The organism is Cupriavidus sp. C1SS-2L (genome assembly GCF_057073735.1).
This window is the reverse complement of record NZ_CP172708.1, coordinates 249,103-274,591: the sequence shown is the minus strand read 5'-3', so window position 1 is coordinate 274,591 and position 25,489 is coordinate 249,103. Positions and strand designations below refer to the sequence as shown.

Annotated in this window: 26 protein-coding genes and 1 tRNA gene; 12 read left to right on the top strand and 15 right to left on the bottom strand. The window is 65.6% G+C overall.

The features are described 5' to 3' along the window. The first annotated feature begins 218 nt into the window (after nucleotides 1–218). Nucleotides 219–1,667 carry an aminotransferase-like domain-containing protein gene (locus ACIGJG_RS01255; protein ID WP_011296437.1) on the top strand — a complete coding sequence of 483 codons (1,449 nt, stop codon included), beginning with the start codon at nucleotides 219–221 and terminating at the stop codon, nucleotides 1,665–1,667. 339 nt (nucleotides 1,668–2,006) lie between these two features. Continuing rightward, nucleotides 2,007–3,023, top strand: a complete 1,017-nt coding sequence (gene dmeF, locus ACIGJG_RS01250) for a CDF family Co(II)/Ni(II) efflux transporter DmeF (protein WP_011296436.1) — start codon at nucleotides 2,007–2,009, stop codon at nucleotides 3,021–3,023. A 6-nt stretch (nucleotides 3,024–3,029) separates the two neighbouring features. Here dmeF and ACIGJG_RS01245 read toward each other — a convergent pair whose 3' ends face one another. From ACIGJG_RS01245 to ACIGJG_RS01225, 5 genes are all read right to left on the bottom strand, one after another. Continuing rightward, nucleotides 3,030–4,010, bottom strand: coding sequence for a quinone oxidoreductase family protein (locus ACIGJG_RS01245; protein WP_011296435.1), 981 nt, complete (start codon nucleotides 4,008–4,010; stop codon nucleotides 3,030–3,032). 76 nt (nucleotides 4,011–4,086) lie between these two features. Further along, entirely contained in the window at nucleotides 4,087–4,530 is a 444-nt protein-coding gene (locus ACIGJG_RS01240) for a GNAT family N-acetyltransferase (RefSeq protein WP_011296434.1), read from the bottom strand. Nucleotides 4,531–4,837: 307 nt separating this feature from the next. Then, nucleotides 4,838–4,912 (bottom strand) — tRNA-Cys (locus ACIGJG_RS01235). A gap of 89 nt (nucleotides 4,913–5,001) precedes the next feature. Continuing rightward, nucleotides 5,002–5,478 (bottom strand): bacterioferritin, encoded by a 477-nt coding sequence (gene bfr / locus ACIGJG_RS01230; protein WP_011296433.1) that lies wholly within the window; start codon nucleotides 5,476–5,478, stop codon nucleotides 5,002–5,004. A gap of 262 nt (nucleotides 5,479–5,740) precedes the next feature. After that, nucleotides 5,741–6,718, bottom strand: coding sequence for a Bug family tripartite tricarboxylate transporter substrate binding protein (locus tag ACIGJG_RS01225; protein WP_483672670.1), 978 nt, complete (start codon nucleotides 6,716–6,718; stop codon nucleotides 5,741–5,743). Between the two features lie 115 nt (nucleotides 6,719–6,833). Between ACIGJG_RS01225 and ACIGJG_RS01220 the strand changes: the two genes are divergently transcribed. Together ACIGJG_RS01220 and ACIGJG_RS01215 are read left to right on the top strand one after the other, a co-directional pair. Beyond that, entirely contained in the window at nucleotides 6,834–7,781 is a 948-nt protein-coding gene (locus tag ACIGJG_RS01220) for a LysR family transcriptional regulator (protein ID WP_483672669.1), read from the top strand. Nucleotides 7,782–7,832: 51 nt separating this feature from the next. Next, on the top strand, nucleotides 7,833–8,480 hold the full coding sequence (locus tag ACIGJG_RS01215; protein WP_011296430.1) for a dihydrofolate reductase family protein: 648 nt from the start codon (nucleotides 7,833–7,835) through the stop codon (nucleotides 8,478–8,480). 256 nt (nucleotides 8,481–8,736) lie between these two features. Here ACIGJG_RS01215 and ACIGJG_RS01210 read toward each other — a convergent pair whose 3' ends face one another. From ACIGJG_RS01210 to ACIGJG_RS01200, 3 genes are read right to left on the bottom strand one after another with little or no spacing between them, the layout of a single operon-like run. Continuing rightward, nucleotides 8,737–10,347, bottom strand: coding sequence for a DHA2 family efflux MFS transporter permease subunit (locus ACIGJG_RS01210; protein WP_011296429.1), 1,611 nt, complete (start codon nucleotides 10,345–10,347; stop codon nucleotides 8,737–8,739). Further along, nucleotides 10,347–11,474 carry an HlyD family secretion protein gene (locus ACIGJG_RS01205; RefSeq protein WP_483672668.1) on the bottom strand — a complete coding sequence of 376 codons (1,128 nt, stop codon included), beginning with the start codon at nucleotides 11,472–11,474 and terminating at the stop codon, nucleotides 10,347–10,349. The genes ACIGJG_RS01210 and ACIGJG_RS01205 overlap by 1 nt, the downstream gene beginning before the upstream one ends. Beyond that, on the bottom strand, nucleotides 11,467–12,021 hold the full coding sequence (locus tag ACIGJG_RS01200) for a winged helix-turn-helix transcriptional regulator (protein WP_483673041.1): 555 nt from the start codon (nucleotides 12,019–12,021) through the stop codon (nucleotides 11,467–11,469). The genes ACIGJG_RS01205 and ACIGJG_RS01200 overlap by 8 nt, the downstream gene beginning before the upstream one ends. Before the next feature lie 122 nt (nucleotides 12,022–12,143). Here ACIGJG_RS01200 and ACIGJG_RS01195 point away from each other — a divergent pair, with 122 nt between their 5' ends. Continuing rightward, nucleotides 12,144–13,610: an efflux transporter outer membrane subunit gene (locus tag ACIGJG_RS01195; RefSeq protein WP_483672667.1), complete on the top strand. Its 1,467-nt coding sequence runs from the start codon at nucleotides 12,144–12,146 to the stop codon at nucleotides 13,608–13,610. Between the two features lie 28 nt (nucleotides 13,611–13,638). Here the strand turns inward: ACIGJG_RS01195 and ACIGJG_RS01190 are convergent, their stop codons facing one another. Beyond that, nucleotides 13,639–14,157, bottom strand: coding sequence for a winged helix-turn-helix transcriptional regulator (locus ACIGJG_RS01190; protein WP_011296425.1), 519 nt, complete (start codon nucleotides 14,155–14,157; stop codon nucleotides 13,639–13,641). A 172-nt stretch (nucleotides 14,158–14,329) separates the two neighbouring features. Here ACIGJG_RS01190 and ACIGJG_RS01185 point away from each other — a divergent pair, with 172 nt between their 5' ends. From ACIGJG_RS01185 to ACIGJG_RS01170, 4 genes are all read left to right on the top strand, one after another. Next, complete coding sequence (locus ACIGJG_RS01185; RefSeq protein WP_011296424.1) at nucleotides 14,330–14,668, top strand: ArsR/SmtB family transcription factor; 339 nt, start codon at nucleotides 14,330–14,332, stop codon at nucleotides 14,666–14,668. After that, nucleotides 14,662–15,096, top strand: coding sequence for a YeeE/YedE family protein (locus ACIGJG_RS01180; protein ID WP_011296423.1), 435 nt, complete (start codon nucleotides 14,662–14,664; stop codon nucleotides 15,094–15,096). Before ACIGJG_RS01185 ends, ACIGJG_RS01180 begins: the two co-directional genes overlap by 7 nt. Nucleotide 15,097: 1 nt before the next feature. Further along, nucleotides 15,098–15,529, top strand: coding sequence for a DUF6691 family protein (locus tag ACIGJG_RS01175; RefSeq protein ID WP_011296422.1), 432 nt, complete (start codon nucleotides 15,098–15,100; stop codon nucleotides 15,527–15,529). 137 nt (nucleotides 15,530–15,666) lie between these two features. Then, nucleotides 15,667–15,870: a YgaP family membrane protein gene (locus ACIGJG_RS01170; RefSeq protein ID WP_011296421.1), complete on the top strand. Its 204-nt coding sequence runs from the start codon at nucleotides 15,667–15,669 to the stop codon at nucleotides 15,868–15,870. Nucleotides 15,871–15,963: 93 nt separating this feature from the next. Here the strand turns inward: ACIGJG_RS01170 and glmS are convergent, their stop codons facing one another. Next, nucleotides 15,964–17,802 (bottom strand): glutamine--fructose-6-phosphate transaminase (isomerizing), encoded by a 1,839-nt coding sequence (gene glmS / locus ACIGJG_RS01165; RefSeq protein ID WP_011296420.1) that lies wholly within the window; start codon nucleotides 17,800–17,802, stop codon nucleotides 15,964–15,966. Between the two features lie 148 nt (nucleotides 17,803–17,950). Next, nucleotides 17,951–19,315, bottom strand: coding sequence for a bifunctional UDP-N-acetylglucosamine diphosphorylase/glucosamine-1-phosphate N-acetyltransferase GlmU (glmU, locus tag ACIGJG_RS01160; RefSeq protein WP_140949349.1), 1,365 nt, complete (start codon nucleotides 19,313–19,315; stop codon nucleotides 17,951–17,953). A 310-nt stretch (nucleotides 19,316–19,625) separates the two neighbouring features. On the opposite strand from glmU, the gene ACIGJG_RS01155 reads away from it, so the two are divergent. Beyond that, a complete protein-coding gene (locus tag ACIGJG_RS01155) occupies nucleotides 19,626–20,453 on the top strand; it encodes a DUF6279 family lipoprotein (RefSeq protein ID WP_483672666.1) in 828 nt (275 codons plus the stop codon). 59 nt (nucleotides 20,454–20,512) lie between these two features. Here ACIGJG_RS01155 and ttcA read toward each other — a convergent pair whose 3' ends face one another. The 3 genes from ttcA to ACIGJG_RS01140 all read right to left on the bottom strand — a co-directional run bounded on the left by ttcA (nucleotide 20,513) and on the right by ACIGJG_RS01140 (nucleotide 22,833). Further along, complete coding sequence (gene ttcA / locus ACIGJG_RS01150; RefSeq protein WP_011296417.1) at nucleotides 20,513–21,451, bottom strand: tRNA 2-thiocytidine(32) synthetase TtcA; 939 nt, start codon at nucleotides 21,449–21,451, stop codon at nucleotides 20,513–20,515. A gap of 80 nt (nucleotides 21,452–21,531) precedes the next feature. Further along, on the bottom strand, nucleotides 21,532–21,933 hold the full coding sequence (locus ACIGJG_RS01145; RefSeq protein WP_011296416.1) for a dihydroneopterin aldolase: 402 nt from the start codon (nucleotides 21,931–21,933) through the stop codon (nucleotides 21,532–21,534). A 66-nt stretch (nucleotides 21,934–21,999) separates the two neighbouring features. Continuing rightward, on the bottom strand, nucleotides 22,000–22,833 hold the full coding sequence (locus tag ACIGJG_RS01140; RefSeq protein WP_011296415.1) for an SDR family oxidoreductase: 834 nt from the start codon (nucleotides 22,831–22,833) through the stop codon (nucleotides 22,000–22,002). Nucleotides 22,834–22,848: 15 nt separating this feature from the next. Between ACIGJG_RS01140 and ACIGJG_RS01135 the strand changes: the two genes are divergently transcribed. Both ACIGJG_RS01135 and ACIGJG_RS01130 read left to right on the top strand, forming a co-directional pair. After that, nucleotides 22,849–24,051 (top strand): class I SAM-dependent methyltransferase, encoded by a 1,203-nt coding sequence (locus ACIGJG_RS01135; RefSeq protein WP_140949351.1) that lies wholly within the window; start codon nucleotides 22,849–22,851, stop codon nucleotides 24,049–24,051. Between the two features lie 12 nt (nucleotides 24,052–24,063). Next, nucleotides 24,064–24,258: a DUF2905 domain-containing protein gene (locus tag ACIGJG_RS01130; protein WP_483672665.1), complete on the top strand. Its 195-nt coding sequence runs from the start codon at nucleotides 24,064–24,066 to the stop codon at nucleotides 24,256–24,258. Here the strand turns inward: ACIGJG_RS01130 and ACIGJG_RS01125 are convergent. Next, on the bottom strand, nucleotides 24,235–25,482 hold the full coding sequence (locus tag ACIGJG_RS01125) for a multifunctional CCA addition/repair protein (protein WP_011296412.1): 1,248 nt from the start codon (nucleotides 25,480–25,482) through the stop codon (nucleotides 24,235–24,237). The genes ACIGJG_RS01130 and ACIGJG_RS01125 overlap by 24 nt on opposite strands. Nucleotides 25,483–25,489 lie beyond the last annotated feature (7 nt).

Genomic DNA, 25,489 nt, shown 5'->3' with positions numbered 1-25,489 from the left:
GACAACTTCGCCTTACCGTACAGTTTAGGCAAGCCAAACCGTACAGGATTGTGCCGGTGCAGCAACGATCCGCAGGCAGTCTGACAGCGCAGGCTATGCGATGCCGTGCGTCACCCCACATTGCACCGCGTCATTTGCAGCGACCGCGCAGACGCACAGGCCAGCCGGGCTCGTGCAGCCGCTAAACTGTACAGGTTAGAACTTGCCTGAAGTGCCCCATGCTGACCCTGGACCTCACCCGCAGCCGCCGTGGCGGCGAGACCCTCACCGAACAGATCGTGGCGGGAATTGCCGCGCTGGTGGACCGCCGCGCACTGCGTGCGGGCTCTGCGCTGCCCTCGGTACGCCGCTTTGCGCAGCAGCATGGCATCAGCACTTTTACAGTCGCGGAAGCCTACGGTCGCCTCACGGCGCTCGGCTATCTCGCTGCCCGCCCGGGCTCCGGCTACACCGTCGCGCATCGCCATGCGCCCGCCGGCGGCATGCGGTCGCCGCAGTGGGAGGCGCCCGGTCTGAATGCGGCGTGGCTGCTGTCGGATGTATTCGCCGATCATTCGGTGCCGATCAAGGCCGGCGCCGGCTGGCTGCCGGGCGACTGGCTCAATGAGGAAGGCCTGCACCAGGCCATGCGCGCGGCGGCGCGGGTGCCGGCCGCGCAGGTATCGGGCTATGGCCATCCCTACGGCTACGCGCCGCTGCGCGAGCATATCGCCACGGGCCTGGGCCAGTACGGCATTCCTGCGCAGGCACAACAGGTCGTGCTGACGCAGGGTGCCACGCAGGCGCTGGATCTCGTGGTGCGCACGCTGCTGCGCGCCGGCGATACGGTGCTGGTCGAGGCGCCGTGCTACTGCAACCTGCTGCAGATCCTGCGACTTGCCGGGCTACGCGTGATTGGCGTGCCACGCACTGCGGCCGGGCTCGATACCGATGCACTCGAAGACGCCATCCGCACGCACGCACCGCGCGCACTCTTCATCAACACCGTGCTGCAGAACCCCACTGGCGCGACCCTGACCAGCATGAATGCGTTCCGCGTGCTGCAGCTTGCCGAGCAGCACCGGCTGCTCGTCGTGGAAGACGACATCTACCGCGAACTTGCGCCGGCCGGCTCACCGATGCTGGCCGCGATGGACGGGCTGTCGCAGGTGGTCTACATCAACGGGTTTTCCAAGACGATCACGCCGTCGCTGCGCGTGGGTTACGTCGCCGCCAGCGCGGACCTGGCCAAGGCGTTTGCGCGGACCAAGATGGCGGTCGGGCTGACATCTTCGGAAGTCACGGAGCGGCTTGTGTACTCGGTGCTCACGAGCGGCCACTACGGGCGGCACGTGGCAGCGCTGGCCGAGCGCCTGCGCGCGCAGCAGGACTGCGTGACGGAGAAGATGGAAGCGCACGGCCTGGAAGTGCTGCTGCGGCCGGAAGGCGGAATGTTCGCGTGGGCACGTGTGCGCGATGTCCTGCATGACGGCGCGCCCATGACCGGCAACCGGCTGGCTACGCTGGCGCTGGAACGTGGCATCTGGCTGGCGCCAGGTTCTTATTTCGAGCCGGAGGAGACGGATTCGCCGTGGATACGTTTCAACGTGGCGACCGGAGACGCGCCACAGTTATGGGAATTCTTTGACAGCCTGGCGAATGGGCAGCGCGCGGTACGTGCTGCGTGAGGTCCGCGAACCGGCCGCTGCGGGAGATCAGCCCCAGAGGCGCTCGACCACCCAACCCGCTGTGGCGCAGACGCCAATCCAGACGGTCATGCAAGTAGCGATAAAACGGTAGCTCATATCGAAATCCACAACAAATGTGAGGCAGGAATGTGAATACTTCGGAAATTATACATGCATTCATGAATGTATGTTTTTGGCGGAAGTCGTCACATCTGGCGACTTTCCAGCCTCACGGTGATTCGCCCGGCTCATTTCCCTTCCGTGCAGCATGGACGGATGCGATACCGACATCGCCCTCTGCTACGCTTTTCGTCTCGCTTCCTTCGGTCTTCTAACGCCATGCACACCGAGAATCTTTCCTCCTGGACCCACAGCCACGTCTTCGACAGTGGCAACCATGCGGCCGAGCGCGGCACGCGGCTGGTGATGGCGATCACCGCCGCGACCATGGTGGTAGAGATCGCCGCGGGCTGGTGGTTCAACTCGATGGCGCTGCTGGCGGATGGGTGGCACATGAGTTCGCACGCGTTGGCCATCGGCATGACGGCATTTGCCTACGCCGCCGCGCGCCGCTACGCGAGCGATGCGCGCTTTGCGTTCGGCACCTGGAAGATCGAGGTGCTGGCGGGTTTCGCCAGCGCCATATTCCTGCTTGGCGTGGCCGCGCTGATGGCGATCGGCTCCGTGGAGCGTTTGTTCAGCCCGCAAGCGATCCACTACCGTGAAGCCATGGCGGTTACGGCGCTCGGGCTGCTGGTGAATCTTGGCTGCGCGCTGATTCTCGGCGGCGCGCATCACCACCACGACGGTCACGACCATCACGGGCATCACCACGGGCATGCGCACGATCACCATGATCACGGCCACCACCACGACATCAACCTGCGCTCGGCCTACCTGCACGTGCTCGCGGACGCGGCAACGTCAGTGCTCGCCATCGTCGCACTGGCTGGTGGATGGTGGCTCGGCTGGAGCTGGCTGGACCCAGTGATGGGACTGGTGGGCGCGGCACTGGTCGGCCGCTGGGCACTAGGCCTGCTGCGCCAGAGCGGCACCGTGCTGCTGGACAGAGAGATGGATCATCCCGTGGTCGAAGAGGTACGCGAAGTGCTCGCCGCCTTCGAGGACGCCGGCGATGCGCGTGACGCCACGCGCGTGACTGACCTGCATGTCTGGCGCGTCGGCAAGCAGCAGTTCGCCTCCATCGTCTGCCTGGTCACGCACGACGCCACGCTGACGCCGCAGTCTGTGCGCGAGGCGTTGTCCGTGCACGAGGAACTCGTGCACGTGACGGTGGAGATCAGTGTTTGCCGCGACCAGCACTGGCACGCGGCGTCCGCAACGCAGCAAGTCTGATCGACACTACGGGAGCAATACGATTGCCCCGGTCGTCGCCCGGGACTCTGCGGCGGCATGCGCTTTGGCAACGTCCTGCAGCGCGAAACGCGCGCCGATCTCCACCTTCACATGGCCGGCGGTAACGGCGTCGAACAGGTCCTTCGCGTTGGCGCGGAACATATCCGGGTCCGCGTTGTGCGGAAACACCGAAGGTCGCGTCAGGAACAGGCAACCCTTCTTGTTCAGCAGTTCGGGTTCGATCGCCGGCGCCGGGCCAGACGCGGCACCGTACAGCACCACCAGGCCGAACTGCTGCGCGCAATCGAGCGAGCCCAAAAAGGTGTCCTTGCCCACCGCGTCATATACGACGCGCACGCCACGTCCGCCGGTGGCCTCGCGTACGGCCTTGACCCAATCGCCGCTGCGATAGTCGATGGCCACGTCACAGCCCATCCGGCGCGCGAGTTCGCACTTCTCCGGCGAGCCCGCAGTGCCAATCACATAGGCGCCCAGCGCCTTGGCCCAGCTGCTCAGTATCTGGCCCACACCGCCCGCGGCGGCATGGATCAGCACCGCATCGCCCGCCTTCACGGCATGGGTATGGCGCACCAGGTATTGCGCAGTCATCCCCTTGAAGATGACGGCGGCAGCCTGCTCGTCGGAAATACTGTCCGGCACGCGTACCAGCTTCGCGGCCGGCACGTTGCGGTAGTCGGCATAGGCACCAAGCCCCGCATTCATGTAGGCCACGCGGTCGCCCGGCGCAAACCCCCTCACGCCCGCACCGACTGCCTCGACCACGCCGGCGGCCTCATGGCCAAGGCCGGTGCCCGGTGGCAAGGGATACGTGCCGCGGCGCTGGTAGATATCAATGAAGTTAAAGCCCATCGCCGTCTGGCGCACCACTACCTCGCCTTCGGCGGGCGGTGGCAGCTCCATGCGCTCGAGCTGCATCGCTTCGGGTGGGCCAAATTCGTGGACGCGTATGACGCGGGCGGTCAGCATGCCGGGTCTCCTCTGACTGGGAAGACCCGATTATTTCCGGTTTTGCGAAAACGTGCCCGGGCTCAGACGCAAGCGATCACGTCAGGTCGCAGCACATGCATAGCGGCGGCGTGTCGGTATGGCGGTGGAATTCCTTCGACGACAGGACTTCCGCCGGCAGCTTGGCGGCCGGGATCAGCGAGAAGCCGTAGCGCGCAAAGTAGCTTGGGCAACTGGTCGTCAGCAGCACGGCGCGCTTGACGCCGTTGGCACGCGCTCGCATCAGCACCGCGCGGACCACGTGGGACGCAACGCCCTGGTCGCGGTATTCCGGCAGCACCCCGACCGAGCGGACCACGACGGTTTCGCCAAACCGCTCGCCGGCCCCGCAGCCGACAATCTGCGATTCGTGGACGGCGACGTGGAAGTGTTCCAGCAAGCGGAACACATCATCGGTCGGCAGGCCGCAACGTTCGAGCACCGCGCCAACCGCAGGCGCATCCGGAGCCAGCGCCGCCCGGATTCGCAAATCTTTGATCATCTGGAGCCTCTTGTTCTTGCGTCACTCACGTACAGCAAACCACGGAAGCCCTGCATGGTTGTCACGTGCGCCTGCTTGCATTGTATGTCGCGTATCGACTCGCAGCCGCGCCAACACACTACCCTAAACAGCGTTGTTGTTCCAGACGGGAAGAACGCGTAGATAACCGTCGATCACGCCGAGGGCAGCCCGTTTCATGAGCGAGCCGGCCGGCTCTCAAACGGGTGAGGCGGGAAAGGAGAAAAGCCGTGGCGCGCACCGCTGTACGGCGCCACGCAGATTCCGCGCCAGGTGCGTAGAAGGAAACTGGAGGCGGGGATCCGGAATCGAACCGTCGTAAACGGCTTTGCAGGCCGTCGCATCACCACTCTGCCACCCCGCCGTGGACGAAACGTCCGGGGACAAATCGTGTTGCGGGGCGCAGTGTAGCGGGAAATCGGAAACTCTGCAGAAACGCTGTTCGCAGTGCGGCTATTCCATGCCGCCCATGGCCGACTGGATGTAGTTCTGGATGCCCACCTTGGCGACCAGTTCGATCTGGGATTCGATCCAGTCAATATGCTCTTCGGTCGCTTCAAGGATATCGACAACGACCTCGCGCGAGACGTAGTCGCCCACCGACTCGAAATACTTGATCGCATCCTTGCAGCTCGCCTGGGAAACCTGTTCCAGCTTGAGATCGCAGGCCAGCATTTCCTCGGTGTTTTCGCCGAGCAGCAATTTGTCGAGATCCTGCAGGTTTGGCAAACCGTCGAGCAACAGGATGCGCTCGATCAGCTTGTCGGCATGCTTCATTTCCTCGATCGATTCCTCGTATTCATGCTTGCCGAGCGCGTTCATGCCCCAGTGCCGGTACATGCGCGCGTGCAGGAAATACTGGTTGATCGCAGTCAGTTCGTGCTTGAGTTGGGCGTTGAGCAGCTGAATGACTTTCTTGTCCGTTTTCATGGCATATTCCCTTCCCCCGGCGGCTGAAAATCGTGCTTCTCCTTTTTTTCCATCGTGCCCGGCTTTTACCGGTGCGTTTTCATGGTAGCCACAATTGGGGCGACATCAAGCGACACGCCAAAATGCGACGGTAATCGCCACATCTACCGCATGCAATCGAGAATGCGTATGGTTTTGATTTTCGTCCTGATTATGCCCCGCCATGCAGAAGCAGAAAACCGCCGTGGCCGGCGGCTTTTTTGCCACGTAGGGATGCCCGGACTCAGTCGAGCTTCGCCCCCGAATCGGCCACCAGCATCTTCAGCACCGGCCAGTCGCGCGCGAAGATCGCCTGGGCCTCGGCCGGGGTGCTGCCCAGCGGGCGCAGGCCAAGCCCAGCCATGCGCGATTGCATGTCAGGCGTCTGCATAATCGCGCGCACCTCTTCCTCGAGCTTCGCGGTCACTGCCGGCGGCACGCCGACAGGGGCCGCCATGCCGATCCAGCCGACCGTCTTGAACGCGCTGTCGCCCATGCCCAGTTCGGCGAACGTCGGCAGCTCGGGCAGCGCGCTGCTGCGTTGTGCCCCCGTCACCGCCAGCGCCTTGAGCTTCCCGCTTTGAATATACGGCTTGGCCGTGAGGATGCTGGCGAAGCCGAACTGCACCTGGCCGCCGAGCAGGTCCTGCAGCATCGGCGCTTCGCCCTTGTACGGCACATGGGTGGACTCGGCGCGTGAAAGCTTGCTGAAATACGCGCCGCTCAGATGTGAGTACGAGCCCACACCCCACGACGCATAGCTGACCTTGCCCGGCCGCGTGCGCGCATAGTCGCCCAGTTCGCGCGGCGTGCGTGCCGGCAATGACGTATTCGTCACGAGTACGAGCTGCGCATCGGCGAGCACGCTGACCATCGACAGGTCCTTGCGCGGGTCGTACGGCAGCTTGGCGAACAGGAACTGGTTGGTGAGAACGGTCTGCGTGATGGTCACCAGCAGCGTATAGCCGTCCGGTGCAGCTTTTGCCACCGCATCCGTGCCAATGATGCCGGAAGCACCGGCCTTGTTCTCCACCACGACGGGCTGGCCCAGCCGCTTGCTGAGCTTCTCGCCGAGCGCGCGCGCCACGGTGTCGGTGCCGCCGCCAGCCGCATACGGCACGACGATGCGAATCGGCTTGGAGGGATAGGTCTGCGCGAGCGCCGGTGCGCTGCAAACGGTAATGCCACTCAGGGCGAGCGCCAGCAGCGCACGTCGGTTCATGCCTTGTCTCCGGTTGCTTGAGCTTGATGTTTTTGGTTTGCAGACAAGCTAACCAGCTTGAGAAAATACGTCCAATGCAATATTTTTCAAATTTCCATGCATAAAAACTGAATTCATGAGCCTGCGTCAGCTCCATCACTTCGTCACGCTGATCGAGCAAGGCAGCTTCGCCCGCGCCGCCGATGCGCTGCACCTGTCGCAGCCCGCGCTCACACGCAGCATCCAGACGCTCGAGGGCGACCTGGGCACGCTGGTGGACCGCGCATATGGCAAGGCCAGACCGACCGCTGCCGGCGCCATCGTCCTCGAGCGCGCACGGCGCATGCTGCGCGAAGGCCGCGAACTCAGGCGCGACCTGCAGATGCTGCAGGACATCGAGATCGGAGAGATCCGCATCGGCTTCGGGCCATTCGCATCAGCGTTCCTTCTTGAGCCGGTGCTGGCCGCGCTGGTGGCGCGCCATCCGACGTTGCGCATCGACCTGGAGACAGCGGACACGCGCACCATGCTGACGTCGCTGGAGGCGGAACGGCTCGATGCCTTTGTCGGCGAGAGCCAGAGCCTGACCCGACTGCCACACCTGCAGATTGAACGGCTGCCGGCGCTGCAGACTGCATTCTTCGTGCGCAGCAGCCACCCGCTGGCCAAACGCCGCGCGATCAACCTGGCGGCACTGACGCCCTACCCCGTGGCCGGTCCGCGACTGCCCGCCGGCGTACGTGACTTCTTCAACCGCCGGGTCGCGGAGGATCAGGGCAACATTGATGGCACGCCGTGCGAACTTCTGACGGTCACGTGCGACGACATGCACGCGCTGCGCACGCTGATGCTGTCGACCGATGCGGTGGTGCTGGTGCCGCGCGCGATGATGGCGAGCCTGCAGGCCGACGGACAAGCCGTGGCGCTGCCGCTGCGTCCCGCCACGGAACTGCGTGCGCCGTATGGCGTGGTGTCGCTGGCCGGGCACTCCCTGTCCCCCGCAGCGCGGGCGTTCGTGACGCTGGTGCACGAGGTGCTGGCCGAGCACCCGGCCTTGCGCAAGGGCGCACGTCAGTCGCACTAGTGAGCGTATGCTGTGCGCTTCGGTTTCCCGAAGGAAAAAGGAGACACGGCAATGTCCAGACTCAGAGTGAACAGCTTTACGTTGTCGCTTGACGGCTATGGCGCCGGGCCCGCCCAAAGCCTCGAAAACCCGTTGGGCGTGGGCGGCGAAGCGCTGCACGAATGGGCGTTCGCCACGCGCCGCTTCCAGGTCATGTTCGCCGGCGAAGGCGGCAGCGCCGGCGTCGACAACGACTTCGTCGAACGCGGCTTTGACAACATCGGCGCGTGGATTCTCGGACGCAATATGTTCGGGCCCGTGCGCGGGCCATGGCCCGACGAGAGCTGGCGAGGCTGGTGGGGCGACAAGCCGCCCTACCATGTGCCGGTGTTCGTGCTGACGCATCACGCGCGGCCGTCGATCGAGATGGAAGGCGGCACGACCTTTCACTTCGTCACCGAAGGCATCGATGTGGCACTGGCGCGTGCTCGCGAAGCGGCACAGGGACGCGACGTGCGGCTTGGGGGCGGCGTGTCAACGATCCGCCAATACCTGCAGGCCGGCCTGGTCGACGAGATGCACCTTGCCATCGTGCCGAAACTGCTAGGCGGTGGCGAGGCACTACTGGCCGGGCTGGATCTCCCGGCACTCGGCTTCGCCTGCAGCGAGCATGTGACCACGCCGGCTGTGCTGCACGTCGTGCTGACCAGGCAGGCTTAGGGGGGCCTCAGGCACCTGCGGCAAATGGTAGAGCCGTATCGGTGCTGACGGGCCGCATGGCGTGCGACCCGGCATCAGCAGCCGGTTGCGGTCCCTGGCAGTAGCTATTGCCAGCACGCGCACACCCCACACCGGTCTGGCGCGGACGATCCGTATCGGCGCGCGCCGCGGTAGTGGCGCATGTGGCCAACATCACAGTACAGAGCAAACGCGTCAGGGCATCAAGTTTCATGGCTGAACTCCGTAGCACTGCGGCTCAATGCGCATCCGCAGACGGAGCCTTCGGCGGCGCGACCTTGCGCATCAGCGGGACCATCGCGGTGGCAATCACGAAACACACCATGACGATCAGGAACGCATCGCCGAACGTCTGGGTCTGCGCTTCACGCCACGCGAGCGCAAAGAGTTGCTTCAACGCGACCGTATTCGCATCGACCAGGTCGTGGCCAGCCGCGAGCATCTGGCTTCCTGCGCTTTGCAGGAACGCGCCCATGGCCTCGTTGCGGATATTCAGGTGCTCCGCCTCGCGCAGGAAATGCAGGTTGCCGCGGTCGTTGAGCACGGTGGCGCAGGCCGCGATGCCGATGGCGCCGCCCAGGTTGCGCATCAGGTTGAACAGGCCTGATGCGAGCTTGAGCCGTTCGGGCGGCAGGCTGCCCAGCGTCAGCGTGACCGTCGGCGCCACCGCGAACTGCTGTGCCATGCCGCGCAGTGCCTGCGGCAGCAGCAGTTCGGCGCCGCCCCAGTCGTGAGTGATCGGTGCGAAGAACCACATCGACAGCGCGAACAGGCCGAGTCCGAACATCATCAGCCAGCGCAGGTCGACGCGATTGGCCAGGAACGCATAGAGCGGAATCGATGCGACCTGAAACAGGCCCGTCGAGAAGATCGCCAGGCCGATGTCCAGCGCGCTGAAGCCGCGCACGCGTCCCAGGAACAACGGTGTCAGGTAGATCGTCGCGAAGATGCCGATACCGGTGACGAACGAGAAAAAGCAGCCCAATGCGAAGTTGCGCTCGCGCAGCGCGCGCAGGTCCACCACGGGATTCGCGTAGGTCAGCGATCGCCAGACAAAGGCCACGCCAGATAGCCCGGCAATCCATGCGGTGGCGAGGATCACTTCGTCGCCAAACCAGTCCCAGCGCGGCCCCTCTTCCATCGTGTATTCGAGGCAACCCAGAAACAGCGCCATGAGCACAATGCCGAGGTAGTCGGCGCTGCGCACCAGCGACCAGTTCGGGCGGTCGACCTTGACCAGCATCGGCACGGCCACCGTGACGAAGATGCCGGGCACCAGGTTGATGAAGAACAGCCAGTGCCACGAGAAGTTGTCGGTAATCCAGCCGCCGATGGTCGGGCCAAGCGTTGGCGCGAGAGACGCGAGCGCGCCGATGGTCGCTGCGGCGATCACGCGCTGCGGGCCGGCAAAGAACGCAAAGGCCGTGGTGAACACCAGCGGGATCATCGACCCGCCCAGGAAGCCCTGCGCCGCACGGAACGCGATCATGCTCTGAATATTCCACGCCACGCCGCACAGCAGGCTGGTTAGCGTGAACCCCGCGGCCGACGCGGCAAACAGCCAGCGCGTCGACATCACGCGAGACAACCAGCCCGACAGCGGAATGACGATGATCTCCGCGATCAGGTAGCTGGTCTGGACCCAGACCGTCTCGTCGGCGCCCGCCGACAGGCCGCCACCAATATCGCGCAGCGACGCCGAGACGATCTGGATATCGAGCAGCGCGATGAACATGCCCACGCACATGGTCGCGAAGGCGAAGATCTTCGCGGGCATCGATAGCGATGCCGGGGACGGCAACGCCGCCGCCGGTGCCGCGACCGGCCTGTCGAGTGTGGCCGTGCTCATCATTGCACCTGCCTGGTTGAATGCGTATCCGGATGCGTATCGACCTGCGCGATCACGGACAGGCCCGGGCGCAAGGTGCCGAGCGTGGCATCTTTCTCGTCGAGCTGGATGCGTACCGGCACGCGCTGGACGATCTTGGTGAAGTTACCGGTCGCGTTTTCGGCCGGCAGCACGCTGAACTGCGCCCCAGTCGCCGGCGCGAGGCTGCCGACGCGGCCATGGAAGACGCGTCCGGGCAGCACATCGGCCTCGATGGTGACAGGCATGCCCTCGCGCATATGCGCGAGCTGACCTTCCTTGAAGTTTGCATCGACCCACAAGCCGCTGGCCGGAACGATGGACAGCAACTGACTACCGCTGCCGGCGTAGGCGCCGACGCGCGCGCGGCGGTTGCCCACCGTGCCGTCGACCGGCGCGCGCAGTTCGGTGTAGCTGAGGTTGAGCTTTGCGATGTCGCGTTCCGCCACGGCCTGCGCCAGCGCCGCTTTCGCCTGCAGCTTCTGCGTGCCGATCACCTCGAGCTGGCGCTGCGCGGCGAGCAGCGACGCTTGCGCCTTTTCGCTGTTGGCGGCCGCCTGCTTGTAGTCGGCATCGGCCTTCTGCGAACTCTGGATCGACACCGCCGATTTTTCGACCAGGCTCGCATAGCGTGCCTGGTCCTGGCGCGCACGAACGGTGTCGGCATTGGCGCCCGCGAAGCCGGCCCGCGCCTGGCCGATGACGGCTTCCTGCAGCCGCTGCGTGGCGTCGAGGTTTTCGAGCAGCGCCTGCTGCGCAGCCACCGCGCCCTCGGCCTTGGCCAGCGCGGCACGATAGTCGCGGTCGTCGATGCGCACCAGCACATCCCCTGCATGCACAGGCTGGTTGTCGGTCACGGCAACTTCGGAGATATAGCCGGCAACCTTCGCGCCGATCACGGTCACGTCGCCGCCCACGTAGGCATCGTCGGTGCTCTGCACGAAGCGCGCAGAGCTCCACCAGTGGTAGCCGTAGCCGACGCCGGCCAGACCCGCGACAAGCAGCGCCCCGGTCACGAGCAGCTTCTTCGTAGTGGGCCGCGATCCTGCCTGTTTCGCGGCCGGAACAGGCTGCTCGCCCGTGCGTTCGGTGATGGTGTTGCTAGTCATGGCACTTCCTTTCAGCGCACTCAGTTTCGATGGGATTCAGATTCGAGGCGGATGCGGCCTGCATCGCCGCTGCACGATTCAATTTCTGCCGCATGCGCTCGGTCGCGGCAGGGCCAGGCCCAAGCGCGTAGTGAGCTTCAGTAATCGGCCGTCCGTTCGCGGCGTCGACCAGCACGGGCTCGACACGTGCGCCGGTCTCGCGGTCCAGCAATTGCACGCTTTCGCCCTCGGGGGAGAAATGCCGGTTGCCCCAGGCCAGCAGCGCCACCAGCACAGGGCGGAAATCACGGCCGCTCGGGGTCAGCACGTATTCGAAGCGCGGGGGGCGTTCGCAGTAGCTGCGCCGCTCCAGCAGACCTTCCTCGACGAGCGCGCTGAGCCGGCGCGCGAGCATGTTCGGCGCGATGCCAAGGCTCTTCCCGAAATCGTCGAAGCGGGCCGTGCCGTAGAACGCCTCGCGCAAGATCAGCACGCTCCACGCGTCGCCGATCCGCGCGACAGTCCGCGCAATGGGGCAAGGCGCTTTGTCCAGTGGCTTTCTCTGCATGATCATCATCCCTCTTCATCAGGGGTTGCTATCAAGTTGAAAGTTAGTCTAGAGTAGTGACTAGCATGTTGCAAGTTAATTTGGCAACATGCAGTACGAATCACGAACGAGAGGTGCATGACATGACGCAAGGGCAACCCTTCCCTCCGGCACGGCGCTTTGGGCGCAGCCTCGCGGTACTCGCCGCCACAGCCATGGCCGCGAGCCTGGCCGCGTGCGCGGTCGGTCCCGATTACCATGCCCCCGCGCCGGACTTGCCGGCGGCATACGCGCACGCCGCCGCATTGCAGGCCCAGGAAGCAGCGCCTGCGGCGCCCGCGCTCGATAGCTGGTGGAAGGGATTCGACGATCCCGCGCTGACCCGGATCATCGAGCGCGCGCTGGCGCAGAACCTGGACCTTGCTGCATCGGTAGCCCGTGTCGACCAAGCGCGTGCGGCCGCCGACTACGCCGGCGCGGCATTGCTGCCGGAGGGATCGCTGTCCGGCAGCGTCGCGCGGCAACGGCAGTCACTCGAAAGCCCGCTGGGCAAGATCGCCAGCAAGTCGCCTGGCTTCGAGCGCAACAACACGCTGTACAACGCCGGTGCGGGGGCCAGTTGGGAGATCGACATCGCCGGCGGCCTGCGGCGCGGGGCCGAGGCGGCCGACGCGGAAGCCCAGGCGGCCGAGGCCGAACACCTCGGCGTGCGCGTGCTGGTGGCAGCGGAAGCCGCCGACGCCTACTTCCGCGTGCGCGGTGCGCAGCAGCGCATCACCATCGCGCAGCAGCAGGTGCAGACCAATGCGCGGCTGCTGGATCTGGTGAAGCTGCGCCTGGCCGACGGCATCGGCGCCGAGCGCGAACGCGCGCAGGCCGAAGCGCGGCTCGCACAGACCCGCGTCACCATCCCGCCGCTCCAGATCGAGCTCGACACGCAGCTCAACCGACTCGACGTGCTGATGGGCGCGGCGCCGGGCACCTATGCCGCCGAACTCGCCACGCCGGGTGCGCGTACCGGCGTTCCGCAGATTCCGCTCGCACAGGGTCCTGCCGCGCTGCTCGAACGCCGCCCCGACGTCATTGCCGCCGAACGCCGGCTGGCCGCGTCCAGCGCGCGCATCGGCGTGGCTACGGCGGAGTACTACCCCAAGCTATCGCTCGCGGCATTGCTCGGCTTCGAAAGCCTGTCGGCGAGCAAGATGTTCACGGCCGCCACGTTCCAGCCCGCAGCCATGGCCGGCCTGCGCTGGCGTCTGTTCGATTTCGGCCGTGTGGACGCCGAAGTCGCCCAGGCACGCGGCGCGAATGCAGAGGCACTCGCCACCTATCGGAAGTCCATGCTGCGCGCGACCGAGGATGTAGAAAACGCAATCGTCACGCTGACCCAGCTGCAACTGCAGAGCCAGGACCTGACCGTGGAAGTCGATGCTCAGGCCCGATCGCGCGGCGCGGCCGAAGAGGCCTACAAGGGCGGCGCTGTCAGCCTGTTCGAAGTGCTTGAGGAAGACCGCCAGTTATTGGCCGCGCGCGACCAGCAGGCACGCGCGGGCACCGATAACGCACGCGCCGCAGTGGCGGCGTTCCGTGCGCTGGGTGGCGGCTGGTAAGAATCAGGGGAGAAAGCGCCGCGTCGCCTTAGTCGGCTTCGGCCTTTTCCGTGGTCGACAGGTAGGCGGCGGCATCGGCCAGGCGCCGGCGCACGCCTTCGCCGGCAGCGGGCCCGGGTGCCAGCGCGTAACGCGCGAGGTCAACGGGCGCGCCGCTCGCGGCATCGACCAGTACGGGTTCGATGGGCGCCCCAGTCGCCTTGTCGACAAGCTGCACGCTCACCCCCTCGGGGGCGAAGTGTTTGTTGCCCCAGGCCAGCATCGACAACATCACCGGCTCGAAATCGCGGCCGCACTCGGTCAGCACGTATTCGTAGCGCGGCGGCCGCTCCGAATACTGGCGGCGCTCCAGCAAGCCTTCATCCACCAGTCCGTTGAGGCGGCGCGTCAGCATGTTCGGCGCAATGTCGAGGTTCTTCTGGAAGGCGTCGAAGCGGGTCGTGCCATAGAACGCCTCGCGCAGGATCAGGATGCTCCACCACTCCCCGACCCGCTCCAGGCTGCGTGCGATGGGACATTGCATGTCCCGGAAGGTCTTTCTTTGCATGGTGGTCGGCAATGGCTAAGGGCAGCTTCGTGCCCGTGTCAGGAGCATGCTACTGCCGAGGGTTTAATCATGCAAGTGAGACCCGGCTCATGGGTGAACGTCGACGGCGAAATTCTTCTTTTTTATATTATATATTTGTATATAATATCTGATACGAAACTATAGCCGACCCATGAACCAGCCTCATCCCAACATCGAACTCCCCACCATGCAGGCTGCTGCGACGCGCGCATGCGGCTTGCTCAAGGTGCTGGCCAATCCGGACCGTCTGCTGCTGATGTGCCAGCTGTCGCAGGGAGAACTTGCCGTGGGCGAACTGGAGGAACAGCTTGGCATCCGCCAGCCCACGCTGTCCCAGCAACTCGGCGTGCTGCGCGAGAACGGCCTCGTGGCAACACGCCGGGACGGCAAGAACATCTTCTATTCGGTCGCAAGTCCTGAAGCGCTCGCCGTCATGGCGGTTCTCTACGAACAGTTCTGTGCAAACCCCGGCCAGGAGCCAACATGCTGATTGATCTTGCCAACTTCACGCCGGGCTTCTCGCTTGCCGGCGGACTTGTCATCGGCGCGGCGGCTGCCGTTCTGGTGCTGTTCAATGGCCGCATTGCGGGCATCAGCGGCATCCTCGGTGGTCTGCTGACGCTGCCTCGCGGGGACATGGCATGGCGCCTGGCCTTCCTTGCCGGCCTGATCGGCGCCCCCATCGTTGCCGGCCTGGTCGGCAAGCCGGCGATCGCCGACATTCAGGCAAGCTGGGGAGAGATCATGATCGCGGGCTTCCTCGTCGGTATCGGCACCCGCTATGCCAGCGGATGCACCAGCGGGCACGGCGTGTGCGGAATCTCGCGCGGCTCGATCCGCTCGCTGGTCGCCACGCTGACATTCATGGCGGCCGGTTTCCTGACCGTCTTCGTGCAACGGCACCTGATCGGAGGCTGATATGGCTGCTTTTTTCGCATTGCTGGCCGGCTTGCTCTTCGGCATCGGCCTGATGGTTTCCGGCATGGCGAATCCCGCCAAGGTGCAGGGATTCCTAGATCTGGCTGGCCGCTGGGATCCATCGCTGGCCTTTGTCATGGCCGGGGCCATTGCCATCGGGCTGGTGGCTTTCCTGATCGCGAAGCGCCGCAAGCGCTCGTGGCTCGGCTTCCCCATGCAGCTGCCGGCCACCACGGCCGTGACTGTGCGCCTGGTGCTGGGCAGCGCGGCCTTCGGCGTCGGCTGGGGGATCGCCGGGTTCTGTCCGGGCCCGGCGCTGGTGGCGCTTGGGGCGGGCTATCCCAAAGCCATCGGCTTTGTGGCGGCCATGGTGGCCGGCATGATCGTCTTCGAGATCGTCGAGCGCGCAACGTCCACCATGCGGCAAGCCTGAGTGCGTCGGCATTGTCGCCGGAGATTGCGCCAGATCAAGAGCCAGCCCGCACGCAAGGCGCAGTATGGATTTGCCGGCGTTACTGCCGGCAGATCACGGGAATTTCACCCGCATCGCAAACTGGCAAGGAGCCGGCCATGCAAGCAAACGTCGGAACCCTCGACCGGACGCTCCGGATCGTCATCGGCCTGGCCCTCATCGTCCTGGCGGCAACCGGACATATCGGGGCGTGGGGATGGATCGGCATCGTGCCGCTGGCGACGGGCATCCTGCGCATCTGTCCAGCGTATAGCCTTCTTGGCGTAAAGACGTGCACGGCGTCCACACCGGACGCCAAGTAACGCCCTGCCATCTCGCCTAATAAAGAAGCCCCGCACAAGCGGGGCTCATTCTTGCCGGGCGTATGTGTTTTACGCGCCGCCAGGCGCGCCCGATTACTCCACCGTCACCGACTTCGCCAGGTTCCGCGGCTTGTCCACGTCGGTACCGCGTGCGCACGCCGTGTGATACGCCAGCAGCTGCAGCGGCACCACATGCAGGATCGGCGACAGGGCGCCATAGTGCTCGGGCATGCGGATCACCTGGATGCCATCCGTCGACTGGATGTGCGTGTCGCTGTCGGCGAACACGTACAGGCGGCCGCCGCGTGCGCGCACTTCCTGAATGTTGGACTTCAGCTTCTCGAGCAGTGCATCGTTCGGCGCCACAGTGACCACGGGCATGGCCTCGGTCACCAGCGCGAGCGGGCCGTGCTTGAGTTCGCCGGCGGGATACGCCTCGGCGTGGATGTACGAGATTTCCTTGAGCTTGAGCGCGCCCTCAAGCGCGATCGGGTAATGCATGCCGCGGCCGAGGAACAGCGCGTTCTCGCGGCGCGCGAAATCTTCCGACCACGCGATGATCTGCGGCTCCAGCGCCAGCACGCCATGCAGCGCGGCGGGCAGGTGGCGCAGGTTGGCCATGTCCTTGGCCTCGGCTTCTTCCGACAGGAAACCGCGCACCTTGGCCAGGGCCAGCGTCAGCATGTACAGCGCGGCGAGCTGAGTGGTGAAGGCCTTGGTCGACGCCACGCCGATTTCCGTACCGGCGCGCGTAAGGAAGCGCATCTCGGTCTCGCGAACCATGGCGCTGGTCGCCACGTTGCAGATCGACAGCGTATGCGTATGACCGAGCGCGCGCGCATGGCGCAGCGCGGCCATGGTGTCGGCGGTCTCACCGGATTGCGAGATCACCACGACCAACGCACGCGGATTGGGTACCGTGTCCCGGTAGCGGTACTCGCTGGCCACTTCGACCTGCGTGGGGATCTTTGCGATGCTTTCGAGCCAGTACTTCGCCGTACAGCCCGAGTAGTAGCTGGTGCCGCACGCCAGGATCAGGACGCTGTCGATCTCCGGGAACACCTCGGCGGCACGATCGCCGAACAGCGCGGGCGAGATACCGTCGACGCCTTCCAGCGTGTCGCCGAGCGCGCGCGGCTGCTCGAAGATTTCCTTCTGCATGAAGTGGCGGTACGGCCCCAGATCCACCGTGGCGGCATGCGCTTCCACCACGCGCACTTCGCGTTCGACCGGGTGATCATGGCCGTCGTGGATGGTCACGCCGTCGCGCGTGACCTCGACGACATCGCCCTCTTCCAGGTAGATGATGCGGTTGGCCGTGCCGGCCACGGCCAGCGCGTCCGAAGCGAGGAAGGCCTCGCCGTCGCCGAGCGCCACCACCAGCGGCGAGCCGGCGCGTGCACCGACCACGCGCTCGGGCTGGTCCTTGGCGAACACGGCGATCGCGTATGCGCCGTGCAGGCGCTTGGTCACGGCGCGCACCGATGCGAACAGGTCGCCGCGCGTGGCGCTGCTCGGATAGCAGTAGGCCTGGTGGATCAGGTGGGCGACGACTTCGGTGTCGGTCTGCGACTCGAAGCCGTAGCCGACCGCGCGCAACTCTTCGCGCAGTGGCTCGTAGTTTTCGATGATGCCGTTGTGCACCAGCGCGATGGTTTCGCCGGACAGGTGCGGGTGGGCGTTCACGGTGTCGGGCTTGCCATGCGTGGCCCAGCGCGTGTGCGCAACGCCAGTGGTGCCCGCCAGGCCCGATGCCTGCGTCTGGGCGTCCAGATCGGCCACGCGCGACACCGTGCGTGCGCGCTCGACAGCGTTATCGCGCACGACGGCGACGCCGCAGGAGTCATAGCCGCGGTATTCGAGGCGGCGCAGGCCTTCGATCAGGACCGGAACGATGTTGCGCGTGGAAACCGCGCCGACGATGCCACACATGGCTGTACCCCCGTGCTCGGCGCCGATGCCGGCGCCTGTTTCAATGCCTGCGCAGCCACAGCGGCGCGCCGGAACGGCCGCAACACTGCGTCCGTCGTATTGTGTCGATCGATGGCCACCGTACACGACATGCAGGCGGCCATACCGCTTACTGCTTCGCCTTCTTGACTGGGCGCTGCCAGGCGTCGAGCGTCATCTGCTTGGCGCGCGACAGCGTCAGCTTGTCGGCCGGCGCCTCCTTGGTCAGCGTCGTGCCTGCGCCGATGGTCGCACCGCGGCGCACCGTGACCGGCGCAACCAGTTGCGTATCGGAGCCGATAAAAACGTCGTCCTCGATCACCGTGCGGAACTTGTTCGCACCGTCATAGTTGCAGGTGATGGTGCCGGCGCCAATGTTCACGCGCGCGCCGACCGTGGCGTCGCCCACATAAGCCAGATGATTGGCCTTGCTGTGCGCGGCGACCTGCGAATTCTTCACTTCGACAAAGTTGCCGATATGGACATCTTCGCCCAGTTCGGTGCCGGGGCGCAGGCGCGCATACGGGCCGATGCGGCCGTCCGCGCCGATCTTCGCGCTGTCGATATGGCAGAACGGCTGCACCTGCGCGCCGGCATCGATGCTGCTGTTGCGAATGACGCAATTGGCGCCGATCTGCACGCCGTCGCCGAGATGCACGCGGCCTTCGAACACGCAGCCGATGTCGATGGAAACATCGCGGCCGCAGGTCAGCTCGCCGCGTACGTCGATGCGCGCCGGATCGGCCAGCGTCACGCCAGTTTCGAGCAGGCGCTGCGCCAGATTGCGCTGGTGGATGCGTTCCACTTCGGCAAGTTGCACCTTGCTGTTGACGCCGAGCGTCTCCCACAGCGCCGCAGGCTGGGCCGAGACAATGTCGATGCCTTCGGTCGCCGCGCGCTCGACGGTATCGGTCAGGTAGTACTCGCCCTGGGCATTGTCGTTGCGCAGCGTGGCCAGCCAGCGGCGCAGATGGCCTGTCGGGCACACGATGATGCCGGTGTTGATCTCGCGGATCGCGCGGACGGCCTCGCTGGCGTCCTTCTGCTCGACGATCCGTACGATGCTGCCCGCGGCATCGCGCACGATGCGCCCGTAGCCAGTCGGATCGGGCATTTCCACGGTCAGCACGCCGAAACGCGTGTTGCCGGCTGCCTCGACCAGCGCCTTGAGGGTGGCTGCCGTGGTGAGCGGCACGTCACCATAGAGAACCAATGTGGGCTGGTTGTCGTCCAACTGAGGAAGTGCCTGCATCACCGCATGGCCGGTACCCAGTTGCTGGACCTGTTCGGCAAAGGTGACGTCATCGGCGGCGACGGCTTCGCGCACGCGCTCCGCGCCGTGGCCAATGACCACCACGAGCCGCGAAGGCGACAGCGTACGCGCCGTATCGATGACATGCGCGAGCATCGGGCGCCCGGCAACAGGGTGCAGGACCTTTGGCAAATCGGAATGCATCCGCTTGCCCATGCCCGCGGCGAGAATGACGATATTCACAAGGAGACCCCTTGGTGCGTGTATCGGGAAATATATTCTTTAAAGCACCAGCCGGAGGTTCGATAACCGGCGTCACGGCGTTCGACAACCCGGCTTCCGCCAGCCCGGCGGTGGGGCTTCCGGCCTTTCTGGAGCCGCCGACCCTTGCCAGGACTGGGCTTGCGGACGATCAGCAGACCCTGGCAAGATCCGCGGCGATTTTAACATGACGGTATCTGCTCAATACGCCCCTGTTTCCGATTCTCACAATCGCTGGTTGCGCCTGATATTGGCGATATTTGCCACGGCAATCCTTTGCGCGTGCAGCGCAATGAAGACCGGCTACCAGCAAGGCGACCGACTGGCTTACTGGTGGATCGACCACTACGTTGATGTCTCCGACGCGCAAGAGCCGCTCACACGCGACGCCATCGCGCGATTCTTCGCCTGGCACCGGCAGGCGCAGCTGCCGGAAATCGCCGGCCTGCTGACCCAGGCCCGCAACCAGGTCCAGCAACCAGTCAGCACCGCCGCTATCGTACAAATCCAGGAGGCCACCCAGCACCTGGCGCGGCAGTCGTTCGACCAGGCTGTCCCCGATGTGGCGGACCTGCTGCTCACGCTGACCCCGGCCCAGATCGACCGGATGGAAAAGAAATTCGACGAGGGCAACACCAAGTACCGCAAGAAATTCCTGAGCGGCAGTGCCGAGGACCGCGAATCGGCGCGTTTTGACAAGGTGATGAGCTACGCCAAGCTAATCTACGGAAGCTTCTCGAACGAGCAGGAACAGGCCATCCACGCCGCCCTGGCCCCGCTGATGCAGGGTGCCCAGGCGCGCTATGCGGAGCGGCTGCGGCGGCAGGAGGAATGGCTGGCGCTGGCGCGGCAGGTCCAGCAGACGCATCCGCCCAAGGCACAGGTCGTCGAACTGCTGCGCCGCTTCGGCGACCACTGGCAGCACCCGCAGGGGCAAATACGCGCCGCCAGCTATGAAGCCAACAACCAGGCGGGCGTAGCGCTGGCCACCACCATCGCCAACCTCGCGACGCCCACGCAGAAGGCGCATGCCGTGGAACGCTTCCAGAAGTGGATCGACGACACGCGCAGCCTGATGCGCGAGCGGCAGGGCAACACGTCCCAGGCGGCCAACAAGTAAGCCGAACCCAAACAAAACGCCCGCGTCACGACGCGGGGTTCTGTCTGACGGCGGGCCGCTTATTCGATGCTGGCCTGCTGGACGGTCGCCGACGTCTGTGGCGGACGTTCGAAACGCACAAATTCCAGCCGGTTCTCGTCGCTGCTGCCCGCAAACACCAGCGGCTGCTGCGTGAACGTGGTCTCGCCGAACAGGGAGGCCTCGTCCACCTTGGCCAAGCCCGTGGCCAGCCCCGTGAACGGGAACAGGTCAGTATCAGCCAGGTGCGACGGCACCACATTGCGCAGCGACGCGAAGATATTGTCGATACGGCCCGGGTTCTCGCGCTCCCATGCCTGCAGCATTTCACTGACCTTCTTGCGCTGCAGGTTCTCCTGCGAGCCGCACAGGTTGCACGGGATGATCGGGAATTCCATCGCGCGCGCATACGCGGCGATGTCCTTCTCCGAGCAATACGCGAGCGGCCGGATCACGATGTGCGCGCCGTCGTCCGTGGCGAGCTTGGGCGGCATGGCCTTCATCTTGCCGCCGAAGAACATGTTCAGGAAGAACGTGTTGACGATGTCGTCGCGGTGGTGGCCCAGCGCGATCTTGTTGGCGCCAAGCTCCTTGGCGGTGCGGTAGATCACGCCGCGGCGCAGACGCGAGCACAGCGAGCACGTGGTCTTGCCCTCGGGCACCTTCTCCTTGACGATCGAGTAGGTGTCCGCCTCGACGATCACGTATTCCACGCCCGTCGACTTCAGGTACTCCGGCAGCACATGCTCGGGGAAGCCGGGTTGCTTCTGGTCCAGGTTCATCGCAATCAGCTTGAACTGGATGGGCGCGCGCTTCTGCAGCGCCATCAGGACCGACAGCATGGTGTAGGAGTCTTTGCCGCCACTCATGCAGACCAGCACGGTGTCGCCGTCCTCGATCATGCCGAAGTCGCCGATGGCCTTGCCGGTTTGCGATTGCAGCCTCGTTTCGAGGCGGTAGAAGTTATTGGAGTGGCTCATGAGACATACCTGATCGTTGCGGCCGCCCGGATGAAATGGCCGGGATGGCTCGGAAGGGCCAAGATTTTACTCGGGCCGGCTCAGTTCTGCTTGATGTGGAAGACTTCCACGCCGACCGAGTCGCAATCCGGGTAGACGTCGGGCTTCTCGGTCGACACGCGCACGGCGCGCACCTTCGGGTGCTTGAGCATGGCGCGGGCCACGTCGTCGCACAGCGTTTCCTGCAGGTGCACGTGGCCCTGCGCCATGCGCTCGGCCACGGTATTGCGCATGAAATCGTAGTCGACGACTTCTTCTAGCTTGTCGGCTTGCGGCGTGCTCGCGGCCAGCGGCACGAACAGGTCGATATTGATCAGCACGCGCTGCTCGCCCTTCTTTTCGAATTCGTGCACGCCGATATTGATCTGCACTTCGTAGTTACGCAGGAACATGCGGCGGCAGTCTTGCAGGCTGGGATGGGTCAGGGCGGCGAGCATGGTCATGGCAAGCGGGGGAAAGGGAATTCAGGAGGGGCCGCGCCAAAACAGCCGGCGCGGCAGGTGGTTACATCATTCGGTCAGGAACATCACGTCGCGCGACAGCGGCATCAGGTGCTGGCCGCCGTCGACGTAGAGCGTGGTGCCGGTCACGGCATTCGCGCAGGCAAGGTAAGCCACGGCCTGGGCGATATCCTCAGGCGTGGACGACTTGCCCAGCGGCGTAACGCGGTGCGCGCGGCGGAAGCTCTGCTCCGACTGCTCGCCCGACACCAGCGTGATGCCGGGCGCGACGCCGACCACGCGCAGGCGCGGCGCGAAGGCCTGCGCAAGCTGCACCGTGGCGGTCTGCAGCGCGGCCTTGGACAGCGTGTACGACAGAAAGTCCGGATTCAGGTTGTCGAGCTTCTGGTCCAGCAGGTTGATCACGACACCGCGCGGATCCGTCGCGGTCGCGTCTGCCGCGCTCAGTGCCTTGTACATCTCACGCGCGAGCAGCAACGGCGCTGCCACATTGGTGCGCATATGCGTGTCGAGCGATGCATACGAGAAGCTCGTCGCCACGTCGTACTGGAACAGCGAGGCATTGTTGACGAGGCAGGTCGGTACGCCGAGTGCAGCCGTGCACGCGGCGATCAGCGTCCCCGTGGAGGCTTCGTCGGCCAGGTCGGCCTGCAGCACGGCGGCACGGCGGCCCCCGGCGCGGATCTGCGCGGCCAGCGCCTCGGCCTCGTCGCGCGAGCGGTGGCAGTGCACGGCCACATCCCAGCCTTGCGCGGCCAGTTCGAGCGCGATGGCGCGGCCAAGCCGGCGCGCGCCGCCGGTGACGATGGCCACGCCACGCGCAGCAGTGGCCTGCGGCGGGGCCGGCGATGGAGCGGCGGCAGATGGATTGGATTCGGGCATTGCTACAATCAAGGCATGCAGAAAGCCGCTAGTTTACCCCTTCCCCCCGCCGACGCGCTGGCCGCCTCCGACGCGCTGGCCACCCTGATCGGCGAAACCATCGATGCGGCCGGTGGCTGGATCGGCTTCGACCGCTACATGTCGCTGGCGCTGTACGCGCCAGGCCTGGGCTATTACAGCGGCGGCGCCGCCAAGTTCGGTCGCGATGTGCGCGACGGCAGCGACTTCATCACCGCCCCGGAACTGTCCCCGTTCTTTGCCCGCACGCTGGCGCGCCAGTTCGCGCCGCTGCTGGCACAGGGCCTGCCGCGCATGCTCGAATTCGGCGCGGGCACCGGGCGGCTGGCAGCCGACCTGCTGCTGGCGCTGGAACAGGAAGGGCAATTGCCCGACACCTACGGCATCGTCGAACTGTCCGGCGAACTGCGTGCGCGCCAGCAAGACACACTGGCGCAACGCGCACCACACTTGGCGCCGCGCGTGCAATGGCTTGATACGTTGCCCGAACATTTCGAGGGCATCGTGGTCGGCAACGAAGTGCTGGACGCCATGCCGGTGCGGCTGTTCGCGCGCACGGCCGGGCGCTGGCATGAACGCGGCGTGGCCCGCAGCGTCGCCGGCGACGACAGCACCGCTGCGCACGCGTTCACGTTCGAAGACCGCCAGCTCCCCGCACAAGCGATCCCCGAAGTGCTGCACGCCATTCCCGGCGACCATGACATCGTCACCGAAACCCATGCCGAGGCCGATGGCTTCGCGCGCGCGGTGGGCGCCATGCTCGCGCGCGGCGCGGCGTTCTTCATCGACTACGGCTTCCCGGCGGGCGAGTACTACCACCCGCAGCGCACCGGCGGCACGCTGATGTGCCACTACCGCCACCATTCGCACCCCGATCCGTTCTTCTATCCGGGGCTGCAGGACATCACGGCCCACGTCAACTTCAGCAGCATCGCCCATGCGGCCGTGGATGCCGGCCTGTCCGTGTCGGGCTTCGCCTCGCAGGCGCGCTTCCTGATGAATGCCGGCATCACCGACCTGCTGATGACGCTGGACCCGTCCGACACGCGCGCCTTCCTGCCCGCCGCCAACGCGGTGCAGAAGCTGCTGTCCGAAGCGGAGATGGGCGAACTGTTCAAGGTGGTGGCGCTCACGCGCGGGCTGGACGACAGCGAACCGCTCGCTGGCTTTGCACGCGGCGACCGCTGCCACACGCTCTGAGCCGGTGACGCCATGCTGCGCTGGACCCTCACCATCTTCCTGAGCGTGGTCGTACTGTCGGCAGCGTTGCCGTGGCTGCAGAAGCTCGGCATCGGCCGGTTGCCCGGCGACGTGCGCTTCCGGCTGTTCGGGCGCGACTACACCCTGCCATTCGCGTCGACGATCGTGCTGTCGCTGATCGCGCTAGTGATCGGCAAGCTGCTTTAATCGGGCATCCACCGCTGCCACGCGTGCCTCGTGCACGCGTTCCCTGATCTTGCTGACATCGTCGGCCAACGCCTTGGCAATGGCGCCGGCGTCCACGCTGGCTGCGGCATCCAGGGCTGCCAGCAGCCGTGCCTTTTGCGGATAGGTGTCCGACTCGAATCCCTTGCGCCCGCGCTTGTCCGCCTCGCACGCGAGCAGTGCGTCGGCAAAGCGGCCCGGCTTGCGCAGCGCGTCGCAGCGCTCGAGCAGGCGCGTGATCGCGGCCGCGCCGAATTCCATCGATCGATGGATGTTGCCGTGCTCGCGCGCCACCACCACGGCCAGGTCGCGGCAGTCATTGGGCACGCGCAGGCGCTTGCAAACGTCTTCGAGCAGTTCGACGCTGCGCGTTTCATGGCCCAGGTGGCGCGGCAGCACGTGCTCGGGCGTGGTGCCCTTGCCAAGGTCATGGACCAGCGCGGCGAAGCGCACCGCGAGCGTCGTGCCCATCGCAGCGGCGCAATCGATCACCATCATCACATGGACGCCCGTATCGACTTCGGGGTGGTAGTCCGCGCGCTGCGGCACGCCCCACAGCCGGTCCAGTTCGGGCAGCAGGCGCGCGAGCGCGCCGCACTGGCGTAGCACCTCGAACATGCGCGCCGGGCGTGCCTCCATCAAGCCGCGCGCAAGCTCCTGCCAGACACGCTCGGGCACGAGCGCGTCGACTTCGCCGGCGTCCACCATCCTGCGCATCAGCGCAACGGTCTCGGGCGCGACGGTGAAGTCGTGAAAGCGCGCGGCAAAACGCGCAACGCGCAGGATGCGCACCGGATCTTCGGCGAACGCTTCGGAGACATGCCGGAATTGCCGGGCCGCCAGGTCGCGCTGGCCGCCGTGCGGGTCGATAACGGGGCCAACCAGCTTGCCGTCATCGTCGACGGCGCGCGCCATCGCGTTGATGGTCAGGTCGCGCCGGACCAGGTCGTCGTCGAGCGTGACATCAGGCTCGCAATAGAACGCGAAACCCTTGTAGCCCATCGCGGTCTTGCGCTCGGTACGCGCCAGCGCGTATTCCTCTTTCGTGCGCGGATGCAGGAAGACCGGAAAGTCCTTGCCGACCGGCTTGTAGCCGGCGGCCTCCATGTCGGCCGGGGTAGCCCCCACCACGACATAGTCGCGGTCCTGGCTGGGCTTGCCCAGCAGTTCGTCGCGGATCGCGCCGCCGACGGCGTACACCTGCATTGTCTTG

Excerpts from the sequence above, each read along its gene's own strand:
- ttcA (WP_011296417.1), bottom strand. The coding sequence starts at position 21,451 with ATGAGCCACTCCAATAACTTCTACCGCCTCGAAACGAGGCTGCAATCG.
- ACIGJG_RS01125 (WP_011296412.1), bottom strand. The coding sequence starts at position 25,482 with ATGCAGGTGTACGCCGTCGGCGGCGCGATCCGCGACGAACTGCTGGGC.
- ACIGJG_RS01130 (WP_483672665.1), top strand. The coding sequence starts at position 24,064 with ATGCTGCGCTGGACCCTCACCATCTTCCTGAGCGTGGTCGTACTGTCG.
- ACIGJG_RS01145 (WP_011296416.1), bottom strand. The coding sequence starts at position 21,933 with ATGACCATGCTCGCCGCCCTGACCCATCCCAGCCTGCAAGACTGCCGC.
- ACIGJG_RS01185 (WP_011296424.1), top strand. The coding sequence starts at position 14,330 with ATGAACCAGCCTCATCCCAACATCGAACTCCCCACCATGCAGGCTGCT.
- ACIGJG_RS01180 (WP_011296423.1), top strand. The coding sequence starts at position 14,662 with ATGCTGATTGATCTTGCCAACTTCACGCCGGGCTTCTCGCTTGCCGGC.
- ACIGJG_RS01245 (WP_011296435.1), bottom strand. The coding sequence starts at position 4,010 with ATGCTGACCGCCCGCGTCATACGCGTCCACGAATTTGGCCCACCCGAA.
- ACIGJG_RS01225 (WP_483672670.1), bottom strand. The coding sequence starts at position 6,718 with ATGAACCGACGTGCGCTGCTGGCGCTCGCCCTGAGTGGCATTACCGTT.
- ACIGJG_RS01220 (WP_483672669.1), top strand. The coding sequence starts at position 6,834 with ATGAGCCTGCGTCAGCTCCATCACTTCGTCACGCTGATCGAGCAAGGC.
- ACIGJG_RS01205 (WP_483672668.1), bottom strand. The coding sequence starts at position 11,474 with ATGACTAGCAACACCATCACCGAACGCACGGGCGAGCAGCCTGTTCCG.
- dmeF (WP_011296436.1), top strand. The coding sequence starts at position 2,007 with ATGCACACCGAGAATCTTTCCTCCTGGACCCACAGCCACGTCTTCGAC.
- ACIGJG_RS01135 (WP_140949351.1), top strand. The coding sequence starts at position 22,849 with ATGCAGAAAGCCGCTAGTTTACCCCTTCCCCCCGCCGACGCGCTGGCC.
- ACIGJG_RS01200 (WP_483673041.1), bottom strand. The coding sequence starts at position 12,021 with ATGCAGAGAAAGCCACTGGACAAAGCGCCTTGCCCCATTGCGCGGACT.
- ACIGJG_RS01170 (WP_011296421.1), top strand. The coding sequence starts at position 15,667 with ATGCAAGCAAACGTCGGAACCCTCGACCGGACGCTCCGGATCGTCATC.
- ACIGJG_RS01140 (WP_011296415.1), bottom strand. The coding sequence starts at position 22,833 with ATGCCCGAATCCAATCCATCTGCCGCCGCTCCATCGCCGGCCCCGCCG.
- ACIGJG_RS01175 (WP_011296422.1), top strand. The coding sequence starts at position 15,098 with ATGGCTGCTTTTTTCGCATTGCTGGCCGGCTTGCTCTTCGGCATCGGC.
- ACIGJG_RS01210 (WP_011296429.1), bottom strand. The coding sequence starts at position 10,347 with ATGAGCACGGCCACACTCGACAGGCCGGTCGCGGCACCGGCGGCGGCG.
- glmS (WP_011296420.1), bottom strand. The coding sequence starts at position 17,802 with ATGTGTGGCATCGTCGGCGCGGTTTCCACGCGCAACATCGTTCCGGTC.
- ACIGJG_RS01190 (WP_011296425.1), bottom strand. The coding sequence starts at position 14,157 with ATGCAAAGAAAGACCTTCCGGGACATGCAATGTCCCATCGCACGCAGC.
- ACIGJG_RS01155 (WP_483672666.1), top strand. The coding sequence starts at position 19,626 with ATGAAGACCGGCTACCAGCAAGGCGACCGACTGGCTTACTGGTGGATC.
- ACIGJG_RS01195 (WP_483672667.1), top strand. The coding sequence starts at position 12,144 with ATGACGCAAGGGCAACCCTTCCCTCCGGCACGGCGCTTTGGGCGCAGC.
- ACIGJG_RS01240 (WP_011296434.1), bottom strand. The coding sequence starts at position 4,530 with ATGATCAAAGATTTGCGAATCCGGGCGGCGCTGGCTCCGGATGCGCCT.
- ACIGJG_RS01255 (WP_011296437.1), top strand. The coding sequence starts at position 219 with ATGCTGACCCTGGACCTCACCCGCAGCCGCCGTGGCGGCGAGACCCTC.
- ACIGJG_RS01215 (WP_011296430.1), top strand. The coding sequence starts at position 7,833 with ATGTCCAGACTCAGAGTGAACAGCTTTACGTTGTCGCTTGACGGCTAT.
- bfr (WP_011296433.1), bottom strand. The coding sequence starts at position 5,478 with ATGAAAACGGACAAGAAAGTCATTCAGCTGCTCAACGCCCAACTCAAG.